A 19,054-nucleotide genomic window follows, 5' to 3' on the forward strand; every position below is an offset into this window, starting at 1 on the left:
CGAAGTGGAAGCGCAGTTGCTGTCGCAGCCGGAAGTCAGGGAGGCGGTGGTGGTGGCGCGCGACGGGCCGGGCGGAGCACGGCTGGTGGGTTATGTGTCAGCGCAGGTCGGAAACACCGTCGACGTCGGAGAACTGAGGGAGCGTCTGGGTCGGCAGTTGCCGGACTACATGGTGCCTGGCGCGATCGTGGTGCTGGAAAGCCTGCCGCTCAATGCCAACGGCAAGGTGGACAGGAAGGCGCTGCCCGAGCCCGGGCTGGAGAGCATGCGGGCGTACGAGGCGCCGCAGGGCGAGGTGGAGCAGGTCTTGGCGGCGATCTGGTCGGAGGTGCTGGGAGTCGAGCGCGTGGGGCGCCAGGACAACTTCTTTGAGTTGGGTGGGCATTCGCTACTGGCGCTAAGCGTCCTGGAACGCATGCGTACGCAGGGTTTGGCCGTGCAGGTGCGTACGCTGTTTCAGCAGCCTGAGCTGGCGGGTCTTGCGCAAGCCGTTGCGCAGGCTGAGGATCGGCATGACGTCGTTGTTCCACCCAATTTGATCCCGGCTGGCTGCACTGCAATCGAGCCGGAGATGTTGACCCTGCTGGAGCTTGATGCGCGGGAGATAGGATGGATCGAGGCGGTGGTGCCCGGAGGTGCGGTAAACATCCAGGACATCTATCCGCTGGCGCCGCTGCAAGAAGGCATCCTGTTCCATCACGTGCTGGAGCAACAGGGCGATGCCTACGTGACTCCCTGCCTGTTGAGCTTTGACAGCCGGGAGCGACTGGAGCGCTTCATCGACAGCTTCAACCGGGTGATCGCGCGCCACGACATTCTGCGCACGGCGGTACTGTGGGAAGGATTGAGGGAGCCGGTGCAAGTCGTTCAGCGACAAGCGCATTTGCAGATCGAGTGGTTGCAGGAGGCCGACACGGACAGTGCCGCCGATCGGCTGAATGCGCATGTCGATCCACGTCGCCATCGTATCGATGTGCGCCAAGCTCCGATGATTCGCGCGGTAGCCGCGCGGGATACGGTACAAGGACGTTGGCTGCTGCAACTGCCCAGCCATCATCTGGTGCTGGATCACACGACGTTGGAACTGATAGTCCAAGAGATTGCACAGATCCAGCAAGGCCAGGAGGCCGCGTTACCCGTGCCCGTGCCGTTCCGGCGCTTTGTCGCCCAGGCGAGACTGGGCATCAGCCGGGCCGAACATGAAGCCTTCTTCACCAAGATGCTGGGGGAGGTGGATGAGCCGACGGCGCCGTTCGGACTGCTGGACGTGCAGGGCGACGGCAGCGAGATAGAAGAAGAGAAGCTGACGCTGGAAGCAGAACTGTGCGCCGATATCCGTCGGCAAGCGCAGCGCCATGGCGTGAGCGCAGCCAGCCTGTTCCATCTGGCTTGGGCGTTGGTGCTTGCCAAGACGACGGGCAAAGCCGACGTGGTGTTCGGCACCGTGCTGTTCGGACGGATGCAGGGTGGGGAGGGGGCCGAACGAGCCTTGGGAATGTTCATCAATACGCTTCCGATCCGCGTCAAGCTGAGCGGCCGTAGCGTACAGCAATGTCTACGCGAGGTTCATGCAGGGCTGACGGGCCTGATGCATCATGAACATGCCAGTCTGTCGCTGGCTCAACGCTGCAGCGGGATGCCGGGCGGGGCGCCATTGTTCTCGGCCTTGCTCAACTACCGCTACAACGTGGCGCCCGACATCGACGCAACGACGCCTGGCTGGGAGGGGATGACGGCTCTGGGCGGCGAAGAACGCACGAACTACCCAATCTCCATGTCAGTGGATGATCTGGGCCGTGGCTTCGTGTTGGTGAGTCAGGCGCACAGATCCGTAGGCGCGCAACCGCAGTGCGAGTATATGAAGGCGGCACTGGCGGGTATGGTGAAGGCGCTGTCGAACGGTCAGCAGCAGGCAATTGGTGAAGTGGAGCTGCTCACCGATTTCGAGCAGCAACGACTTCAGCGGTGGGCGGAGAATACAAGACATTACCCTGCAGTGGAGCCGGTGCACCGGTTGATTGAGCAACAGGCGCGAGAACGCCCGCACGCGACCGCGCTGGTGTTTGGAAGAGAGTCGCTCAGCTACGGAGAGCTTAACGAACAGGCCAATCGCGTGGCGCACCGCTTGACGCGACTTGGAGTCGGGCCAGAGGTGAAGGTTGGAATCGCGGTGGAACGTTCCACCGAGATGGTGGTGGGGCTGCTGGCGATCCTGAAGGCGGGTGGCGCCTACGTGCCGCTGGATCCGGAATACCCGGTCGAACGTCTGGCCTACATGATGGATGACAGCGGGATCCGGTTACTGTTGACGCAGCGCGCGGTGAGGAATCGCCTGCCGACGCTGCACGGGCTGACGGTGCTGGAGTTTGATGGGCTGGACGTGAAGGACGAACCTGGACACGATCCGCAGGTCCCGATCCACGCAGAGAACCTCGCATACGTGATCTATACCTCGGGATCCACGGGGCGCCCCAAAGGCGCATCGATCTGCCATGACGCGTTGAGTCGCTGCATGACGTGGATGCAAGAGATGTATGCCTTGACAGCAGCCGACGCCGTGTTGCACAAGGCGCCGTTCAGTTTCGATGTGTCGGTGTGGGAAATATTCTGGCCCTTGACCGTTGGTGTGCGACTGGTGGTGGCTAATCCGGGAGATCATCGTGATCCGCAGCGGATCATTGATCTGATCGTCAAACACGAGATCACGACACTCAACTTTGTGCCGGCGATGTTGCAAGCGTTCCTGGACCAGGCAGGTATCGAGAAGCAGACACGGCTACGCTACGTGATATGCGGTGGCGATGCCATGCCGCTTACCACGCAGCGGGAGGTGCTACGGCGGCTCACGGGTGTAAGTCTGCAGAACCTGTACGGTCCGACGGAGACGACCATTCATGTCACACAATGGACGTGCCAAGAAGAAGGGAACAACCTGGTGCCGATAGGGAGGCCGATTTCGGGGACACGGGCCTACGTGCTCGATGAATCTCTGAAATGGGCGCCCCAGGGTGTGGCCGGCGAACTGTATATTGGCGGTGAACTGTTGGGCCGCGGCTACCTGGGACGGCCAGGGTTAAGCGCGGAGCGCTTTGTTGCGGATCCGTTTGACGAGGTCGGCGCCCGACTGTATCGCACCGGTGATCTGATGCGGTGGAATGCCGAGGGCCAGTTGGAATACCTGGGGCGGATCGACCATCAGGTCAAGATTCGAGGGGTGCGCATCGAATTGGGCGAAGTGGAAGCACGGTTGCTATCGCAGGCGGAGGTGAGAGAAGCGGTGGTAGTAGCGCGCGACGGGCCTGGCGGGGCGCGCCTGGTTGGCTACGTGTCGCTGCAAGCCGGGATGACCGTCCAAGCAGGGGAGCTGAGGGAGCGTTTAGGTCGGCAGTTGCCGGACTACATGGTGCCCAGTGCGATCGTGGTAGTGGAAAGTTTGCCACTCAATGCCAATGGCAAAGTGGACAGAAAAGCGCTACCAGAATCACGAATGGAGAGCGCTCGGGCCTACGAGGCGCCGCAGGGCGAGGCAGAAGAGGCGTTGGCAGCAATGTGGTCCGAGGTACTGGGAGTCGAACGGGTTGGGCGCTACGACAACTTCTTCGAGTTGGGCGGTAATTCGCTGACGGCGCTGCAGCTTGTACGACTCGCGGCCAAATTTCACGGAAGACGGTTTACGTTGCGGGACGTTTTTTCCAGGCCCAGCTTGGCTGGGTTGGCTGGGGAGGAAGCACGTTCCTGCAGCAGTGTTCCTCTGAATACGGTGACGACGCCCCTGCGCACGCTGTTTGTTATGCATGACGGTTGGGGTAATTTGCTGGACTACACCACGCTGGCGCTTACGTTGGAGTCGAGCAACTGCGCTGTGATCGGAATACCATATTCGGCAGATTCTCTGAGGGCGCCGAATGATCTGATGCAGCTTGCGGATCGGTATGCTGCTGCAATCGTCGAGTCGGGTCAAAATGGGCCATTTCTGCTTGCGGGTTGGTCCATGGGGGGAGCCCTCGCCGTTTTGGCGGCCCAGTCGCTTGAGCGCAACGGTCATGCGGTAGAGTTCGTGGGGGCAATTGATCCTTTTGTTCCTGTTGCGCGAAGAGACGAGGGGACCATCGGCTACGAGACCGAATTGCGGGAGTTTCTGGGGATCTTGTTGCCGCAAAACCAACACGAGCGTCTACTGAGTAATCGAACGCTGCAGGGGCTGCTTGACCAAGCCTATCGTGATCCCGAGGCGTTGATCCCCATGCTGAAGGTTTTGCTTACTCACACGGACACCGGTGACTTGCACTGGTATGGAGCGCTGGGGGAAGAAGCGCTGGCAAGAATGTTCCTGGCAGGGCGAAATCTTCGTGCGGCGGGGAACAAGCCGTACCCGGGTATCGAGCTGGATGGACGCGTCAAGGTATGGTGGGCCGAGGATACGGCACCTCAAGAAAGGGCAGCGTTCACAACTTGGGTCAAGTCTCACCTTTCCATTGCCGAAAGTACGTTGGCGGCGGATCACTTTCTTATCGTACGAACTCCGACTCTATTTGACCAAATGCGTCGAGAGCTGCGTCTGATGCGATAGGAGAAGGACGGAGAAGGAGCACCTGCTACTGCAAAGGGGCGGGTGTTATTCGATGGCGGTGTTGTTTGGGGCCAGCGGTTTGCAGATCACCCGGAGGGGGCGACCATTTATGAATGTCGATCCGAGGCAACGCGGAGCTGGCGGAGTGTCAGCGTTTTTTGTTTTAGAGATAGAAGCCTGATCGTTATTCGATCAGGCCAGTTGATGCTATCTCAATGATATGGGGCGGTGAAGCATTCGGTACAAATGACAGCGAACTGGTTAATAGTAGCCTTCCTGTCGTATGTGGCGCCGCCCTGGTTCCAGTGATGTTGCGCAGGACCAGCCACATGACACTCCCCGGAAGACTAAGTGCAGGTGCAATGTTCTGGCGAGTTTCCGTCTAGCGTACCGTGCCTATGAAGGAGCAGATCTTCACCACCTGTAGGTCACTGTTCCCAGCACTTTGCGAGGGTCGCCATAGAAGCACCCGTAAGTGCAAGACGCGATGTAAGTCTTGTCGGTCAGATTCGTCACGTTAAGCGCCAGTTTCCATGGGCCTGTTGTATAGCTGACCATCGCGTCGAACAACGTGAAAGCTGGCACACTTGCATTTCCCCAGTCGCCTCGGCCACGGGCTACGGCCGAACCGACGTAACGTATGCCGGCGCCTGCCTTCAGCCCGGGCAGTCCAAACTCCCCAAAGCTATAGTCGCCCCATAGCGAAAACTGGTTGTATGCAACGCCTTCCGTGCGCTTGCCTTTTTCTTCGGGTGTGAGCGGACTGCTTTCAAGCGTGCGGGCATCGGTGTAGGCATAGGCCAAAATGAGGTTTGCCTGCCGCCCGATCCTGGCCTTCATTTCGAGTTCAAAGCCGCGCGAACGGACTTTGCCGAACTGGACGGAGTAGTCGGGGTCTACCGGATCGGTGACCAGCATATCGGTCTGGGTGAGATCGTAAATGGCGGTCGAGATCAGCATGTCACCCTCGGGCTGGTATCGCAAACCCAGTTCCCATTGTTCGCCGCGAGTGGGTTTGAACCTTTCCCTGTTACGGTCAGTGCCGGATTGGGGTTCGAACGACTGGCTGAAGCTCACGTAGGGCGCCAAGCCGTTGTCTGCCAGGTAAACCAGCCCGACGCGGCCCGTAAAGGCATGGCTCTTCTCGTTGTCGGTGATGATCTCGTCCGTGAAAAATGCGCGTTCACTGTTCCGTGCCTTGTCATACCGCCCTCCCAGAAGCACCACCCACCTGTCAGCGATTTTCGCCTGATTCTGAGCGTAAATGCCGAGTTGGGCGCGATTGTCCTTCCATGAATAGTCCAGTGGCTCTGGCGTGCCCAAGCTTCCGCCATATAAAGGATCAAATACGTCAAGCTCCGGGGCGGTTCGCCTGTAGCGTTCGGATTCATGGTGCTGGGATGTGTAGTCAAATCCGAGCAAACTAGTGTGGCTGATGTTTCCTGTACTCCACTTGTACTGCAACGATGTATCCATGACGACGGCGCGCGAGCGATCCTGCCTGTCTATCGAATTGCGTCTGATCAATGTTCTTAGGTCACTCGCAATTCCACGGTCCCATGTTGAAGGATAGTTATTGTTGGCGTCAAAATAACGCGCGCTGTTTCGCAATACGAGATCGTTCGTCAAGGCATGCTCAAAGAGATAGCCGATTGAGCGTCGTGTTACCTCGAAATCGTCGTAATCTGGCTCACCCACGAAGCGGCTGCGTGAAATCTTGCCATTTGGATTGGACAGAATTGTTCCCTCTGCGGGTAAACCATAGACATATGTCGTACGGTCACGTTGATATTCCGACAGCAGCGTTAGCGAAGTTCCGGCGCTTGGTTGCCATTTCAAAGCGGGGGCTATGTAGGTTCGATCGTCAGGTACGTAGTCGGTGAAACTGTCGCTGTCACGTTTCAACGCGGTCAGTCGATATGACCATGCGCCGTCTTCGGTTAACGCGCCGCTAAAATCTCCTGAAATCTGCTTGCGATTGAAGGATCCCATGTCGACGTTCAATTCATGAAGAGGGTCGGTGGTTGGCCGCTTGCTGACAGTATTGATGATGCCCCCTGGGGCAGCGGTACCGTAGAGTACGGAGGGAGCTCCCTTGAGCAATTCGATGCGTTCCAGGCCGTAGGGCTCCTGCAGGCCGTTGTAGGTGTTGACGTTGTATTTCATTCCGTCGCGGTAGAAGCTCCCGTTTTGGGGGTTCATTACGAACCCACGAAGAAGGAAGGACTCGCTAGTCCGATCTGCGCCCTCGAGGCGAACGACTCCGGCGGTATAGTTGAGGGCATTCATCAGGTCGGCCGCCTTGCGCGTTTCGATTTCCTCCGCGCCGATCACGGAGATCGACTGTGGAGTTTCGATGATCGGTGTGTCGGTCTTGGTTCCGGTCGCGCTGCGCTTGGCGACATAGCCATTGATTGGTCCGCTTGCGCTTTCTGATTCTGCCTCCACGGCTACGGCTGGCAGTATCGTTACCGCCCCAACCGACGGAGGGGGACTGAATGCGGTATTGGGTGCTTGCGCTGCTGCAATGCCGGTTACTGAATTGTCTGCCGTGGCGGCTTGGGCGCGAACTATCCCCGGATCGCTCAGCGTTAGGGAGATGGCGACGGTGAGTAGTGCCGGGTTGAAGCGGATGTACGGGAGACACATTGAGGTCGGTTCCTTGGATGATAGGCAACTAGAAGTAAGTCGACTATGTTCAAGACGAACGATCGTCGCGGATGTACACCCTTTCCGGGATTTTTTGCTTACAGGGGTAGCTGACGGCTTGACGTTTCAGGTGCCCGCAGCATGCGGAGCGGGCTTCGCTTGTCCATCTGATCCTCTGGTCTAGGTACTCAACGAAGTTGCCATACCGGGCCCTTAAGTTCTTGGAATCCGATCAGCAGGACCAAGCACCTGTCTGACGACAGGGCCCAAGAGAACGACGGTGCGATGTAGTCGCCCGAATTGTTCGACTTTGTGCTTAGCCATAGCCTGGCGTTCGCAGTTCATCGATATGTTGGTAGGCGATGGGGATATCGACCGCCCGGATGCTTAGCATCCGAAATCGACACTGTCATTTCCATGGGACTCCGACGTGATCTGGAGCAGGTCAGCGTGCGCCAACCGTAGCCCGCTGCTCTACAGGCCGCCCGGCCGCCAACAACGCCGTACCGATCTCCCCCGTGCGCACCGCCGTCACCGATAGCAGCGTGTCGCTCAACCCGTGCGTCGGTTCGCTGGCACCCTGCATGAAGATGGCGGGATGGAAATCCTGCGAGGTCTGGATCCGGTATTGACGGTCGATATCGAAGTCGCCGAGGTAGGGCGCTAGCGCGGCCAGCAGGGTCTTGTGCTGCTGACGCTCGTAGCCTGTGGCCAGCACCACTGCGTCGTAGCGGATGGTGTCGCCCGGTCCGTCGGCCGTTTCGTTGAGCGTCAGATGGACCCCATGTTCATCGGCGCGGGCGGCCGCGACCTCGCGCTGCGGCAGGATCCGGTGCCGCGCCTGCGCCTTGACCTTCTGTTCGTAGAGAACCTTGAACAGCTGCTGGATCAGTTCCAGGTCCGGGCTGGCATAGTTGGTATGGCGGAACTCGCGCAGCAGTTCCTGGCGTTCGGCCGGGGTGCGGCTGTATATATGGTCGACGAAGCCGGTGTTGAAGATTTCGTTGACAAAGGGGCTGTCGTCGGCTGGCTTGATGGTCCGCGCACGCATGATGAGATCGACCTGGGGAGCCCCAGGCCGGCCATGAAGATCCATGAATATTTCAGCGGCGCTCTGGCCGGCGCCGATGACGGCGATCTTTCCGGCCTGGGCGTTGGCGGCAATGCGGTCCAGGTAGCGGTGGGAGTGAAAGATTCGGGGATCGTCGCGTAAGGAGCGAAAGCTCTCGGGGATCCGGGCAGTGCCGCCCACGCTTACCACCAGGTTGCGGGCCAGGCGCTCGTGTACTTCCCCGGTCTGGTCGCGCGAGCGCACGCGCAGCACGCTGACCACATTGCCGCGCTTCTCGGGCAATACCTCGAACACGCTTTCGCCGTAGATGCAACGGTCTGCGAAGCGGCTCGCTGCCCACGCGAAGTAGTCGCTGAATTCGTGGCGGCTGGGGAAGAATGTCTTGAGATTGATGAAGTCCTGCAGCCGGCCCTTCTCGTGCAGATAGTTGACGAAGGTGTAGGGGCTGCACGGATTGCGCAGCGTGGCCAGATCCTTGAGGAAGGATACCTGCATGTGCGCATGGTCGAGCGCCATGTCGGAATGCCAGGCGAACTCCGCCTGGCGTTCGATGAAGAGCGAACTGAGGCTCGGGCCGCCGGCTTGCCGCTGTTCCTCCAGGGCGATCGCCAGGGCGAGATTGGACGGGCCGAAGCCGATGCCGATGAGGTCATGAATGGCCAATGGCGCACTCCTTGGTCTGATTGGGTAGGCACTGCACGGGGCCGTGTTGCGTGCAAGCGGACCGGGAGGCCGGGTCGCAGATATCTAGACGAGGTGTTATGAAGTTTGTTTAGTGGGGTCGACCGGCTGCTCGACGCCTCATGGACCGGCGTTCTTGCCTGTCGGTTTCTTGTCAATCTGATGTTCCGGCGCCAAGGGGCAGGCACCGCAATAGCTCCGCCTTGGCAAGCGATGGAATAGGCAGCATTGGCGGTGCAGTAGGAGGGGCGTCGTGGCACCGTCCTCCGTGCGCACGGAGACGCGCTGTCGGCCAAAAAGGGGATTGGGGGGGCCGTCAGGACGAAGCGGACGCTGCAGCAGGATTTGCTTGTCCAGGGCGATCCGTTCGGCGTTGCCGGTCAATGCCAGCGCTTGGTCAAGTATGGCCTCCAGATGGCGCGCCGTGTTCCCCCAAAGGATTTTCTCGGCGACGCGTGTCTGTCGGCTGAGGGCCTTGAAGAGCGGATCGAGGTGCGCGTCCAGCAGGAGGCCGTAGCGGACCGCCGGCGGGCTGGCAGGCGCTGCGCTGCCTTCATGGCGAATGTGAAAGCGGATCGGAGCGCCGAAGTCGTTCAGGCTCAGTGCAACGTCTTCGGCCCGCATGGGGAAGACATGTTGCAGCACGCTTGCCGCGGCGGCTGTCGCGGGCAGCAAGGTCCACAGGTAATCGAGACTCCAGGCCGAGGCGGCAGCCCGCAGGTCATTGCCCGAGACGTTCAGATGCGCGGCATAGCGTCGCAGCGTGGCGTCGAGCAGCGCGTCGCTGGCCAGCAGGCGCGCAACAGGAACCGCCCCGGCCGGCCATTCAGCGGCGCAATGCAGCGTCTCCGCATAGGGGGCCCAGTCACCCTGGAACAGCGGAGAAAGCAGGGGAATCACCGCCGCTTCCCGTACATGACGAGGCTCAAAAGCGATACCGTGCGTTGAGAACGACGGTCCGTTCCTGGCCATACTGGCACTGGCTGCCATCGCCGACCGACTGGTAGCAAGTTGCGACATACTCCTTGTCGGCCAGGTTCTGGACGTTCAGCGCGAAGCGCCAGGGTCCTGTGTCGTATTGCAGGGCGGCGTCAAAGAGTGTGAACGACGGCGTTTTCCAGGTGTTGGCTTCGTCGTTGTAGACGGATCCGACATAGCGCACGCCAATCCCGATGCCGAGGCCGCGCAGCACGGAGTCCGGCAGGCGGTAGTTCAACCAGGCCGATGCCATCTGCTTTGGCGTCGCTGTCGGCACCTTGCCCTTATCGGGGCCGTTGCTGTCGGTGATCTTGACGGCGCCGTAGGTGTAGGTGGCGATGAGGTCCATGCCGGGGGCCAAGGCCGCTTTTGCTTCCAGTTCGATGCCCCGCGACCGCACGGCGCCGTTCTGTGTCTGATAGTCGGGGTTCGTCGTGTCCACCGTCAGCGCATTGGTCTTGCGCAGGTCGTACAAGGCGACCGTGTACAAGCTGCGTCCGTTGTCGGGGGTGAATTTCAGGCCCACTTCGTATTGTTTGGCTTCCGTAGGCTTGAAGGGCGTATTGTCGGCATCGCGTCCGACGGTCGGCAGGAACGACTCGGCATAGCTGAAATATGGCGTCCAACCCGTGCCGGTGAGATAGCTGATCCCGAGGCGCTTGGTGAACTTGTTGTCTCTCTGCGTGGTATCGGTTTCCGTCAGACGATCGAGGGATCTCAACGTTGTCCAGTCCATGCGTCCACCCAGCGTGATCAGCCAGTGTGGCGTCAATTTGATCTGGTCCTGCACGTACAGCCCGAGTTGACGCAAGCGCTGCTTGGAGTCGTCGAAGTCCGCGATCGGCGACACCGTCACGGGCTGGCCGTACACAGGGTCGTAGATGTCGAGCGGTCCCGTCTCGCCCGTGTAGACCCGCCTGGCATTGTTCTGCCTTTCTGCGTCCAGGCCGAACAGCAACGTGTGCGCGATGCTGCCGGTCTTGACCTGGCCTTCGACCTGCGTGTCTATCGCAATTTGTTGGTTTTCGTCCTTGAACTTGCGTACCTGGCGTTGCATGGTCCTGCCATCGTCCTCCAGGCTGAGCGACATGATGCGACGATAGGTCACGTCGACCTCGGACAAACGCGTGTTCTGGCGCAGGGTCCAGGCGCTGCTCAGCTTGTGCTCGAACAGGTAGCCGACGGTAGCCTGGTACTGATCGAAGCCCGAATACCCGGGTTCGCCTTCGAGCAGCGACGCGGATTTCCGGGTCGACGCACCGGGCGGTGCATAGCGGAATGCAAACCCGTCGTTGCGATCGCGGAGGAATTCGGACAGCAGCGTCAGCGAGGTGTCCGGGGTCGGTTTCCAGGTAAGCGATGGCGCCAGATAGCGGCGCGTGTTCGAGACTTCATCACCGCTGGCATACCTGTCCTGCGTGTCCGCGTTCATCCCGAGGCCGATGATCCGATACAGGATCCGTTCCTCTTGGTCCAGCGCGCCGCCCACGTCCACAGCAAGCTGGCGCCGGTCCTCGTTGCCGATCTGGACCTCGATTTCGCGCGGCGAGTCGGCTGCGGGGCGCTTGCTGACGCGGTTCACGATTCCGCCCGCGTCGCCTTTTCCATAAAGCACCGAGGTGGGGCCGCGTAGGACTTCGATGCGTTCCAGACCGTAGGATTCGCTGCGCTGACTCGCAAAGGTGCCTGCGTTGGTGTTCATCCGCAAGCCGTCCTGGTATAGCGACGTGCCGTAGCCCGAGAATCCGCGCAGATTGATCCAGTCGTCTTGTCCGCGGATGTCCGCGCCATACGTCTGGCTGGCCACGCCAGGTACGTAACGCAGCGCCTCGACCACGGACAAGGCGCCACGATCATCCAGCTCGTCTCGGCCGATGACGGAAATGGACTGCGGTACTTCGGTGATCGGCGTGCTGGTCTTGGTGCCGGTAAGGCTGCGTTCGGCAACATAGCCGGACACCGGTCCGGTGGCGGAATCCCGGTCTGCCTCCACTCTTACTGTGGGGAGAGTGACCACGATGTCGGCTTGGCCTGGTTCTTGGGCCAGGGATGTGCCGGTGACGGCGATGGTCAATAGGCCGGCCTGGGCGACGCGCGCTATGGGTGCGAGAGGCCGCGCCGGCGGTTCGCTGTTACGCAGCGGATAGTGGATTCTCATCATTTTGGTTTTGACGGTTGAAATGGCGATGCGTCGGCGGGTAGGTTCGCGAGTTCGCCGGCTGCATCGATGTAGCGAACTAGACGTTGCGCATCGGGTTTTGTTTAGGCGGGCCGAGCCAGCTTTTCCCGGGACGTACCGCGGAAGGGCGGGCCGGGAAGTTGCTGCTAAACAAGCGAGTGGTTATTTCGTCTTGTTTGCGTGGCGTGCAGGGTCTTGTGGCTTTTCAAATCTTCTTTCTATTGGCGCAGATGACGAAGACGAAGCTGGTTTACGTTTGGTCCTTGAGAAATGCCGCGGCCGACAGGGCCGGGCAGCACATTGAGTACAAGGGCGGGCGGCGCTATATGAAGTCGCCGCTGGAGTACCTGGCTGAAACCTTGAACGGGACCGAGCTGGGGGATGCCTATTCGTTGGAAGCGGTCATCTTCGACGACGACGAGGGCTCGGTCCGGGACCGCGAGAGCGTGGGGGACTATGGCTTTTCATGGCGGCCCGGCGGGCAATGGTTCTATCCGCCTGCGCTCGAGGCGGGTGGGCGGCGGGTTAACGACCTGCTGTGTTCGGTTCCATCGACCTATCGGCGGCTGCCGCTGGACGCGGCGGACCGGCCCGCTGGTAAGCGCGCCTTCGAGGCGCGCCTGCTGGACAAACTGCTGGTCCTGGGCGCCGAACTGGTGGTGCTCGATGGCCTGCTGGTCATACTGGACGAACTGGTGCGCCCTGGTGCGCCGTTCCATCGGAAGATCGTCAACATCCACCCTGGCATCACCAGGATCGAATCGCCCTATGAGCGACGGGGAGCCTGCGCGACGCTCGACGCCTTGCATGGAGCTCGCGGACAGAAGGTCGTGAATTGGCAGACCGGCGAAATGAAGCAGGTGCCGGTGGTGGACATGACCGGAGCGTCGTTTCACTACGTCGACAATGGCATCGATTCAGGCGAAGTGATTCTGGACGTGCTCAATACGCGCATCGACCCGCGGGACACGATCCTGGAACTGCGCTGGAACAACTTCAACAACAGCCTGTTTCCGGCCCTGCGCCAGGGGCTGGCGCATATGGCGGCGATGCTGGCGGCATGACGCCTCAGGGCGCCGAAGCCGGATGGTCGGCATCGGGACGCCATACCTACAGGAAGGATTTGAAGGATGGGCTTAGCGTACCGGTTTGCGGCGAAACGGCGCCAGATCATTGCGTGTGTCTGGAGATTGATGCTGGGCGGTGCGTTGGCGCTGGCCGGCGGCGCCCATGCAAAGGCGGATGAACCTGGAGTTCGAGCGCAAGCAACAGGCGTCGAGATTCGACGCACCACCGATGGTATCCCTCATGTTCGCGCGGAAAGCTGGCTAGGGCTCGGCGTCGGCGTCGGCTACGCGCAGGCCCAGGATGCGCTGTGCACCCTGGCCGAAGCGTTCGTGACCTACGAGGGCAGGCGGGCGTGGTTCTTCGGCGCCGAAGAGCGGCCGGTGCGGGACTCCACCTTCGGGCGGCCGAAGAACGTCGATCTGGATTTTTTCTTTCGCGCCTACGCCGATGGAGAGGTCCTGGTCCGCTATCGGGAGCAGGAGCCGCCCGAACTGAACCAGCTCGTCGAAGGGTTCGCCGCGGGCTACAACCGTTACCTGGCCGATGTCCGCGCCGGTCGGGCGTTGGCGGTCGGCCGTCCTTGTCTGAATCAGCCCTGGGTGCGCGATATTTCGGCGGACGACGTCCATCGGCGCATGTATGCGGCCCAGATCGCCGCCGGTTATGCCAAGTTCGTCACAGAGATGGCCAACTCCAGGCCCGCTGATCCCGCTGCCGTGCCGCAGGAAGGGGCGGGCGGACGCGCCGCGTTGCGCAGCCGGTTGGCTCAAACCATCGGTGCGCAGCCCGGCATCGGCAGCAATGTACTGGCCTTTGGAAGCGCGGCCACCGGCGGCGACGGCGCGGTGCTGTTCGGCAACCCGCACTGGTATTGGGGCGGGCCGGATCGCTTCTACCAGATGCAGCTGACGATTCCTGGGAAGCTCGACGTGGCGGGCGTGGCCTTTCTGGGCTTGCCGATAGTCATGATAGGTTTCAACCGCGATGTGGCCTGGAGCCATACGGTGTCGCAGGCGCGCCGCTTCGGATTGTTCGACCTGGCGCTGGATGCGGCGGATCCGACGCGCTACCGGGTCGACGGCAAGATGGAGGCGATGACGACGCGCGAAGTCGCCGTCGAGGTGCGCGCGGAAGACGGAAGTCAGCGGCGCCTGACGCGTACCTTCTACCGGACCCGATACGGGCCGGTGGTGGATCTGGGCGGACACCACGCGGCATTTGGCTGGGGCACGGCGCACGCCTTGGCGATCCGCGATGTGAACGCCGACAACTTTCGCATCTTTCGCAATTTCTTCTACTGGAACCAGGCGAAGTCGCTGGACGACTTCATCGGCATCCAACGCCGCGAGGCGGCTATTCCCTGGGTCAACACGGTGGCGATAGGTCGTGGCGAGGGGCGTGGGGCCGGCCGGGTCTGGTTTGGAGACGTCGGCGCGGCGCCAAATGTTCCGGATGCGCTGCGCAAAGCGTGCGTCACGGCGCTGGCGGAAGCGTTTGCCAGCGTGGACCCTATCACGCCGGTTCTCGACGGCAGCCGTTCGGATTGCGAATGGCAGTCGGATCCGGCGGCGGCGCAGGCCGGCGCGATGCCGGCTGCGGCAATGCCTTCGCTGCTGCGTGAGGACTATGTGGCGAACATGAACGACAGCTACTGGCTCAGCAATGTCGCCCAGCCGCTGGAGGGATACGCGGCGGTGTTGGGCGGAGAGCGCCAGCCGCTGGGGCTGCGGGGGAGACTGGGGCACCGCATGGCGCTCGACCTGATTCAAGACAAGGCCGAGTCCTCGGAAGCCCTGAGCCGGCGACTGATGCGGGAGGTGCTCGCGCCCAGGAACCATGCCGCCGAGTTGTTCAAGGACGACGTGCTGGTCCAGGCTTGCGTGCGGTCGGAGGTCGAGCTGGATGCCGATGCGTTGGCGGCGGGGGAGCCGGGAGCATTGCGTAAAGGGGAGTCGGTCTCGCAAAAGGTCGACATAGCGCCAGCGTGCGAAATCCTGCGTCGTTGGCCGAACAAGGCTGACGCGCATGACCGGGGCGCCTTGCTGTGGGAGGCGCTTTGGGCCCGCTTGGAACGGATTCAGGCGGACGATCTTTATGAGGTGGCGTTTGCCAGCGAATCGCCGCTGGAAACTCCTCGCGAGCCGCGCGCGGGGCGGGGCGCGGCGGCCCGGGCATTGGCGGCGACCGTGCTCGAGTTCAGCGACAAGGGTTGGCTGTTGGATGGCGCGCTGGGAACGCGCCGCTTTGTGACCAGCGGCGGGCGACACCTTCCCCTCTATGGCGGATGCGACTCGGCGGGCTATTTCACCGTGGCTTGCAATGAAGATCGCGGTGCCCGGATGGGCCCGGACACCCTGGGCAACAGCTATCTTCAGGTCGTGCGTTTCAGCCCGTCCGGCATGCAGGCGCATACGCTGCTGGCGCACGGCCAGGATGAGAACGCGGTGGCCAACGGTCAGGGCTGGGGGCCCGTGCTGCGGTACGCCCGCAAGGCTTGGCTGTCTTTCCCATTCAATGAGGAGGAGATCGAGCGGGATCCTGCGCTGGAGCGGTTGCGTCTGCTTCCTTGATGCCGTTGGCGCATCGCTCACGTAAACATATGGCCGCGCCGCTCGTCTAGGTGTAGATGGTTCCCGAAGCCATGGCCGCGCGAGCCGTGCCCGCGTCCCTCTCCATCCCAGTCCGAGGCGATTCCCTTGCTTTCTTACCTGATTCGACAGTCGCGCAAGCTGCTGATGGCCGCGGCATTGGCCAGCATAGCCCAGGGCGTGTGCGGCGTGCTGCTGCTCACTCAGATCAATGCGGCCTTGACCGCGGCCTCTTCGGCGGAGCGCGCGGCGCTGGCATGGCGCTTCGCGGCCTTCGCGGTGGCGGCCATGCTGAGCCAGATGACGGCCTCGGTGCTGTTCGAGCGGTTGAACCAACGCGCCCATGCCGACCTTCGGCGCTTCATCTCGGCGCGGGTTGTCGCCGCGGATTACCGGCGGCTGGAGGAGATCGGCGGTCCCAAGGTGCAATCGGCCCTGTCGGAACACAGCGCGCGGGTGGCCGAGTTCTTTGTGAGCTTTCCGACGATCCTGGTCAACGCCATCATCGTGGCGGGATGCCTGGCCTATATGGCATGGCTATCCTGGCAGGTGTTTCTGGCGGCGGTAGCCGTCATCGGGCTCGGTTCTCTTGGGTACCATCTGGCGCATCTGCGCGCGATCCGGCATTTGGAGGTGGCTTCCAAGGAGCAGGACCGCTTGTTCGGCCATTTCCGTTCGCTGGTGGAGGGGGCCAAGGAACTGCGTCTGCACGCCGTCAAGCGCCGCCGCTTTGCCGACGACGTGTTGGGCCGCTCCATTGAGACCGTGCGACGCGAACGCGCGCTGGGCATGTCGATCTTTCTGGTGTCGTCGGCCTGGGGCAATTTCCTGCTCTACGGCTTTATCGGCTTGACCTTGTTCGCGCTGGTGGGCGATGTGCCCGACCGCGCCAGCGTCATGACCGGCTTCGCGCTGATCTTCGTCTACATCGTGGGGCCCCTGGAAAATCTGTTGATCGCCTTGCCGCGCGCCAATCTGGCTCAGGTGTCGGGTGCGCGCATCGACGAAATCACCTCGCAGCTTGAACATGATGAGGGCGATGGCGCCCCGGCGACTACACCGGGTTTGACGAGTGTGGCGCTGCGGGGCGTTTGTCATCGCTATTACCACGAAGGGGCTGACGACATGTTCACCCTGGGGCCCGTAAACCTGGATTTTTCGCCGGGTCAGATCACCTATCTGGTCGGGGGGAACGGCAGCGGCAAGACCTCGCTGGCCAAACTGCTTGCCGGGCTATATCGGCCGGAGCAGGGCGCCATCCTGCTCAATGGCGAGCCGGTGGACGACCGCAGCCGTGATCGCTATCGCCAGACGTTTTCGGCCATTTTTTCCGACTTTCACCTGTTCGAACATACGCTCGATGCCGCGTCCGCCGAACTGGACGCGCAGGGCAACGCCTTGCTTGAAAAGCTGCGTTTGCAGCACAAGGTGCAGGTGCGCGACGGGGCCTTCACCACGCAAGCCCTGTCGCAGGGGCAGCGCAAGCGCCTGGCCCTGGTGGTCGCGTACCTGGAGAATCGGCCTTTCCTGTTGTTCGACGAATGGGCGGCCGATCAGGACCCGCTGTTCAAGGACGTGTTCTACCGCGAATTGCTGCCGGAGTTGCGGGCCCGCGGCAAGGCGGTGCTGGTGATCTCCCACGACGACCGCTATTTCCATCTGGCCGACCGCTTGATACGGATGGAGAACGGCCAGATCGTGGCGATCGAAACGCCGGTTGCACGTGATCTGGCGATCTTGGCGCCCGCCGAGCTGGCTGCCGCGCAATGAGAGGCAGCCGTTCCTCGGCGCCACCCAGATAGTTTATGTGTGAATTTTTATTTCCACCCGGCGTGGCGTGCTCAGCCAGGGATGATTGCTCCGCGCCGCTGGCGGGGAATACACAAAATGTTCTATTTTTTGCGGTTTTCTAATGCCTGAGAATTGACCCGGCGTCTACGCTCCCTACAGTTCCCTGAACGGAGAGGAGTATGAAGCCCCTTGATTTGGATCAGGTTTCTCCTGGTGTGGCCGTCATGCCTGGCGTCCCCATCGTCGGCTGGTTGCTGGACGGGCCGCAACCCGAGTTCACCGATGTCGTCAGCGTCGCCCGCCAATGGATGGCGGACGGGCAGCGCGTGTCAGAAGTGGTGCGGGCGCAGGACTACCGCGCAACGCCCGCGGGGCCTGGGCACATCCTGATGCGCGCCTGCGCCATCGCGGGCCAGCGTTGAGGCGCCGGGGAGAAAACAATGAGAACCGGAGTGATCAGGCTCAACGGGCATCAGCTCGAATACGAACTCAGGCCGCTTGCGTCGCAGCAAGGCTACGAAGCCTGGGTGCGCACCGCGCCAGGCCGCGAATGGACGCGGATAGGCGTGGGCGATTCCGCCTTCGTGAGCGAGGACGCCGCGCTCAAGGGCATCAAGTACGCCGCAGTGGAAATCAGCGCGAGACGATTGCAGGCATAGCGCGCGGCGCGCCGTGTTGGCGCAGCGCGGCTCAACCCTTCACCAGTCCGCCGTCGACGATCAGGTTCTGGCCCGTCACCGCGCGCGACCAGGGGCTGGCGAAGAACAGCACGGCGTCGGCGAATTGCTCGGGCGTGGTGACTTCGCGCAGCGGCGTGCCCGCGGCAATCATGTCGAAGACCGCGTCCGGCGTGGCCGCCGAGGCGTCGGTGGTGCGCAGCAAGCCTCCCGACACCATATTGACGGTGATGCCGTCCGCGCCCAGTTCATGCGACAAGGTGCGGGTGAAGGCCAGCAGCGCCGCCTTGGCCGCGGTGTAGTCGTGGTACGGCACCACCGGGTTCTGGACCAGGTTGGTGCCCACGTTGATGATGCGCCCGCCGCCAGCGGTCCGCATGGCGGGCAGAGCGGCCTGCGTGGTGTTGAGCGCGGCGCGCACGCTGCCTTCCAGCTGCGCGTTCATCTGCGTCCAGTCCAGCGCGCCGGCATGCGGACGGGCATCGCCGTTGAACTGGAAGGCGGGCAGGGCGTTGTTGACGACGGTGGTCACGGGCTGGCCGAAATGCTTGGCGGCTTGCGCGAACATGGCGGCGACGGCGGCCGGGTCGCGCACGTCGGCCTGCAGCGCGATGGCGCGGTCCGGCGCACTGGCGGCCAGTGCCTGCGCGCGTTCGGCGCTGTTCAGATAGTTGACGACGACCTTGGCGCCTTCGCGCAGGAAGGCGCGGGCGATGGCGGCGCCCAGGCCGCGGCTGGCGCCGGTGACGACGACGAGCTGCAGGTTCAGGTCCAGGGAGGGGCGTTGTTGCGATGACATGT

11 protein-coding genes are annotated in these 19,054 nt (G+C 62.0%); 6 read left to right on the forward strand and 5 right to left on the reverse strand.

The window, feature by feature from the left end:
* Nucleotides 1–4,570, forward strand: a 4,570-nt coding sequence (locus tag DXK93_RS01210; RefSeq protein WP_119449112.1) for a non-ribosomal peptide synthetase, incomplete at its 5' end; no start/stop codon positions are given.
* A 414-nt stretch (nucleotides 4,571–4,984) separates the two neighbouring features.
* On the opposite strand, the gene DXK93_RS01215 is transcribed toward DXK93_RS01210, so the two are convergent.
* The 4 genes from DXK93_RS01215 to DXK93_RS01230 form a co-directional block, all read right to left on the reverse strand.
* Entirely contained in the window at nucleotides 4,985–7,219 is a 2,235-nt protein-coding gene (locus tag DXK93_RS01215) for a TonB-dependent siderophore receptor (RefSeq protein WP_119449113.1), read from the reverse strand.
* A 445-nt stretch (nucleotides 7,220–7,664) separates the two neighbouring features.
* Nucleotides 7,665–8,954 (reverse strand): lysine N(6)-hydroxylase/L-ornithine N(5)-oxygenase family protein, encoded by a 1,290-nt coding sequence (locus DXK93_RS01220; protein WP_119449114.1) that lies wholly within the window; start codon nucleotides 8,952–8,954, stop codon nucleotides 7,665–7,667.
* 138 nt (nucleotides 8,955–9,092) lie between these two features.
* Nucleotides 9,093–9,872 (reverse strand): siderophore-iron reductase FhuF, encoded by a 780-nt coding sequence (fhuF, locus tag DXK93_RS01225; RefSeq protein ID WP_119449115.1) that lies wholly within the window; start codon nucleotides 9,870–9,872, stop codon nucleotides 9,093–9,095.
* Between the two features lie 25 nt (nucleotides 9,873–9,897).
* Nucleotides 9,898–12,024 carry a TonB-dependent siderophore receptor gene (locus DXK93_RS01230; protein WP_233564479.1) on the reverse strand — a complete coding sequence of 709 codons (2,127 nt, stop codon included), beginning with the start codon at nucleotides 12,022–12,024 and terminating at the stop codon, nucleotides 9,898–9,900.
* A 335-nt stretch (nucleotides 12,025–12,359) separates the two neighbouring features.
* On the opposite strand from DXK93_RS01230, the gene DXK93_RS01235 reads away from it, so the two are divergent.
* The 5 genes from DXK93_RS01235 to DXK93_RS01255 all read left to right on the forward strand — a co-directional run bounded on the left by DXK93_RS01235 (nucleotide 12,360) and on the right by DXK93_RS01255 (nucleotide 18,235).
* Nucleotides 12,360–13,193 carry a N(5)-hydroxyornithine transformylase PvdF gene (locus DXK93_RS01235; RefSeq protein ID WP_119449138.1) on the forward strand — a complete coding sequence of 278 codons (834 nt, stop codon included), beginning with the start codon at nucleotides 12,360–12,362 and terminating at the stop codon, nucleotides 13,191–13,193.
* 66 nt (nucleotides 13,194–13,259) lie between these two features.
* On the forward strand, nucleotides 13,260–15,767 hold the full coding sequence (locus DXK93_RS01240) for a penicillin acylase family protein (protein WP_119449116.1): 2,508 nt from the start codon (nucleotides 13,260–13,262) through the stop codon (nucleotides 15,765–15,767).
* Nucleotides 15,768–15,893: 126 nt separating this feature from the next.
* Nucleotides 15,894–17,555, forward strand: coding sequence for a cyclic peptide export ABC transporter (locus DXK93_RS01245; protein WP_119449117.1), 1,662 nt, complete (start codon nucleotides 15,894–15,896; stop codon nucleotides 17,553–17,555).
* 200 nt (nucleotides 17,556–17,755) lie between these two features.
* On the forward strand, nucleotides 17,756–17,998 hold the full coding sequence (locus tag DXK93_RS01250; RefSeq protein ID WP_054456554.1) for a hypothetical protein: 243 nt from the start codon (nucleotides 17,756–17,758) through the stop codon (nucleotides 17,996–17,998).
* An 18-nt stretch (nucleotides 17,999–18,016) separates the two neighbouring features.
* Complete coding sequence (locus DXK93_RS01255; protein WP_125472666.1) at nucleotides 18,017–18,235, forward strand: hypothetical protein; 219 nt, start codon at nucleotides 18,017–18,019, stop codon at nucleotides 18,233–18,235.
* Nucleotides 18,236–18,266: 31 nt separating this feature from the next.
* Here DXK93_RS01255 and DXK93_RS01260 read toward each other — a convergent pair whose 3' ends face one another.
* Complete coding sequence (locus tag DXK93_RS01260; protein WP_119449118.1) at nucleotides 18,267–19,052, reverse strand: 3-oxoacyl-ACP reductase; 786 nt, start codon at nucleotides 19,050–19,052, stop codon at nucleotides 18,267–18,269.
* Nucleotides 19,053–19,054: the final 2 nt, after the last annotated feature.

The sequence above is a fragment of the Achromobacter sp. K91 genome, from assembly GCF_003576205.1.
Classification (GTDB): domain Bacteria; phylum Pseudomonadota; class Gammaproteobacteria; order Burkholderiales; family Burkholderiaceae_B; genus Achromobacter; species Achromobacter aegrifaciens.

Coding starts and splice junctions, on each gene's coding strand:
- DXK93_RS01215 (WP_119449113.1), bottom strand. CDS start 7,219: ATGTGTCTCCCGTACATCCGCTTCAACCCGGCACTACTCACCGTCGCC.
- DXK93_RS01235 (WP_119449138.1), top strand. CDS start 12,360: ATGACGAAGACGAAGCTGGTTTACGTTTGGTCCTTGAGAAATGCCGCG.
- DXK93_RS01240 (WP_119449116.1), top strand. CDS start 13,260: ATGGGCTTAGCGTACCGGTTTGCGGCGAAACGGCGCCAGATCATTGCG.
- DXK93_RS01250 (WP_054456554.1), top strand. CDS start 17,756: ATGAAGCCCCTTGATTTGGATCAGGTTTCTCCTGGTGTGGCCGTCATG.
- DXK93_RS01255 (WP_125472666.1), top strand. CDS start 18,017: ATGAGAACCGGAGTGATCAGGCTCAACGGGCATCAGCTCGAATACGAA.
- DXK93_RS01260 (WP_119449118.1), bottom strand. CDS start 19,052: ATGTCATCGCAACAACGCCCCTCCCTGGACCTGAACCTGCAGCTCGTC.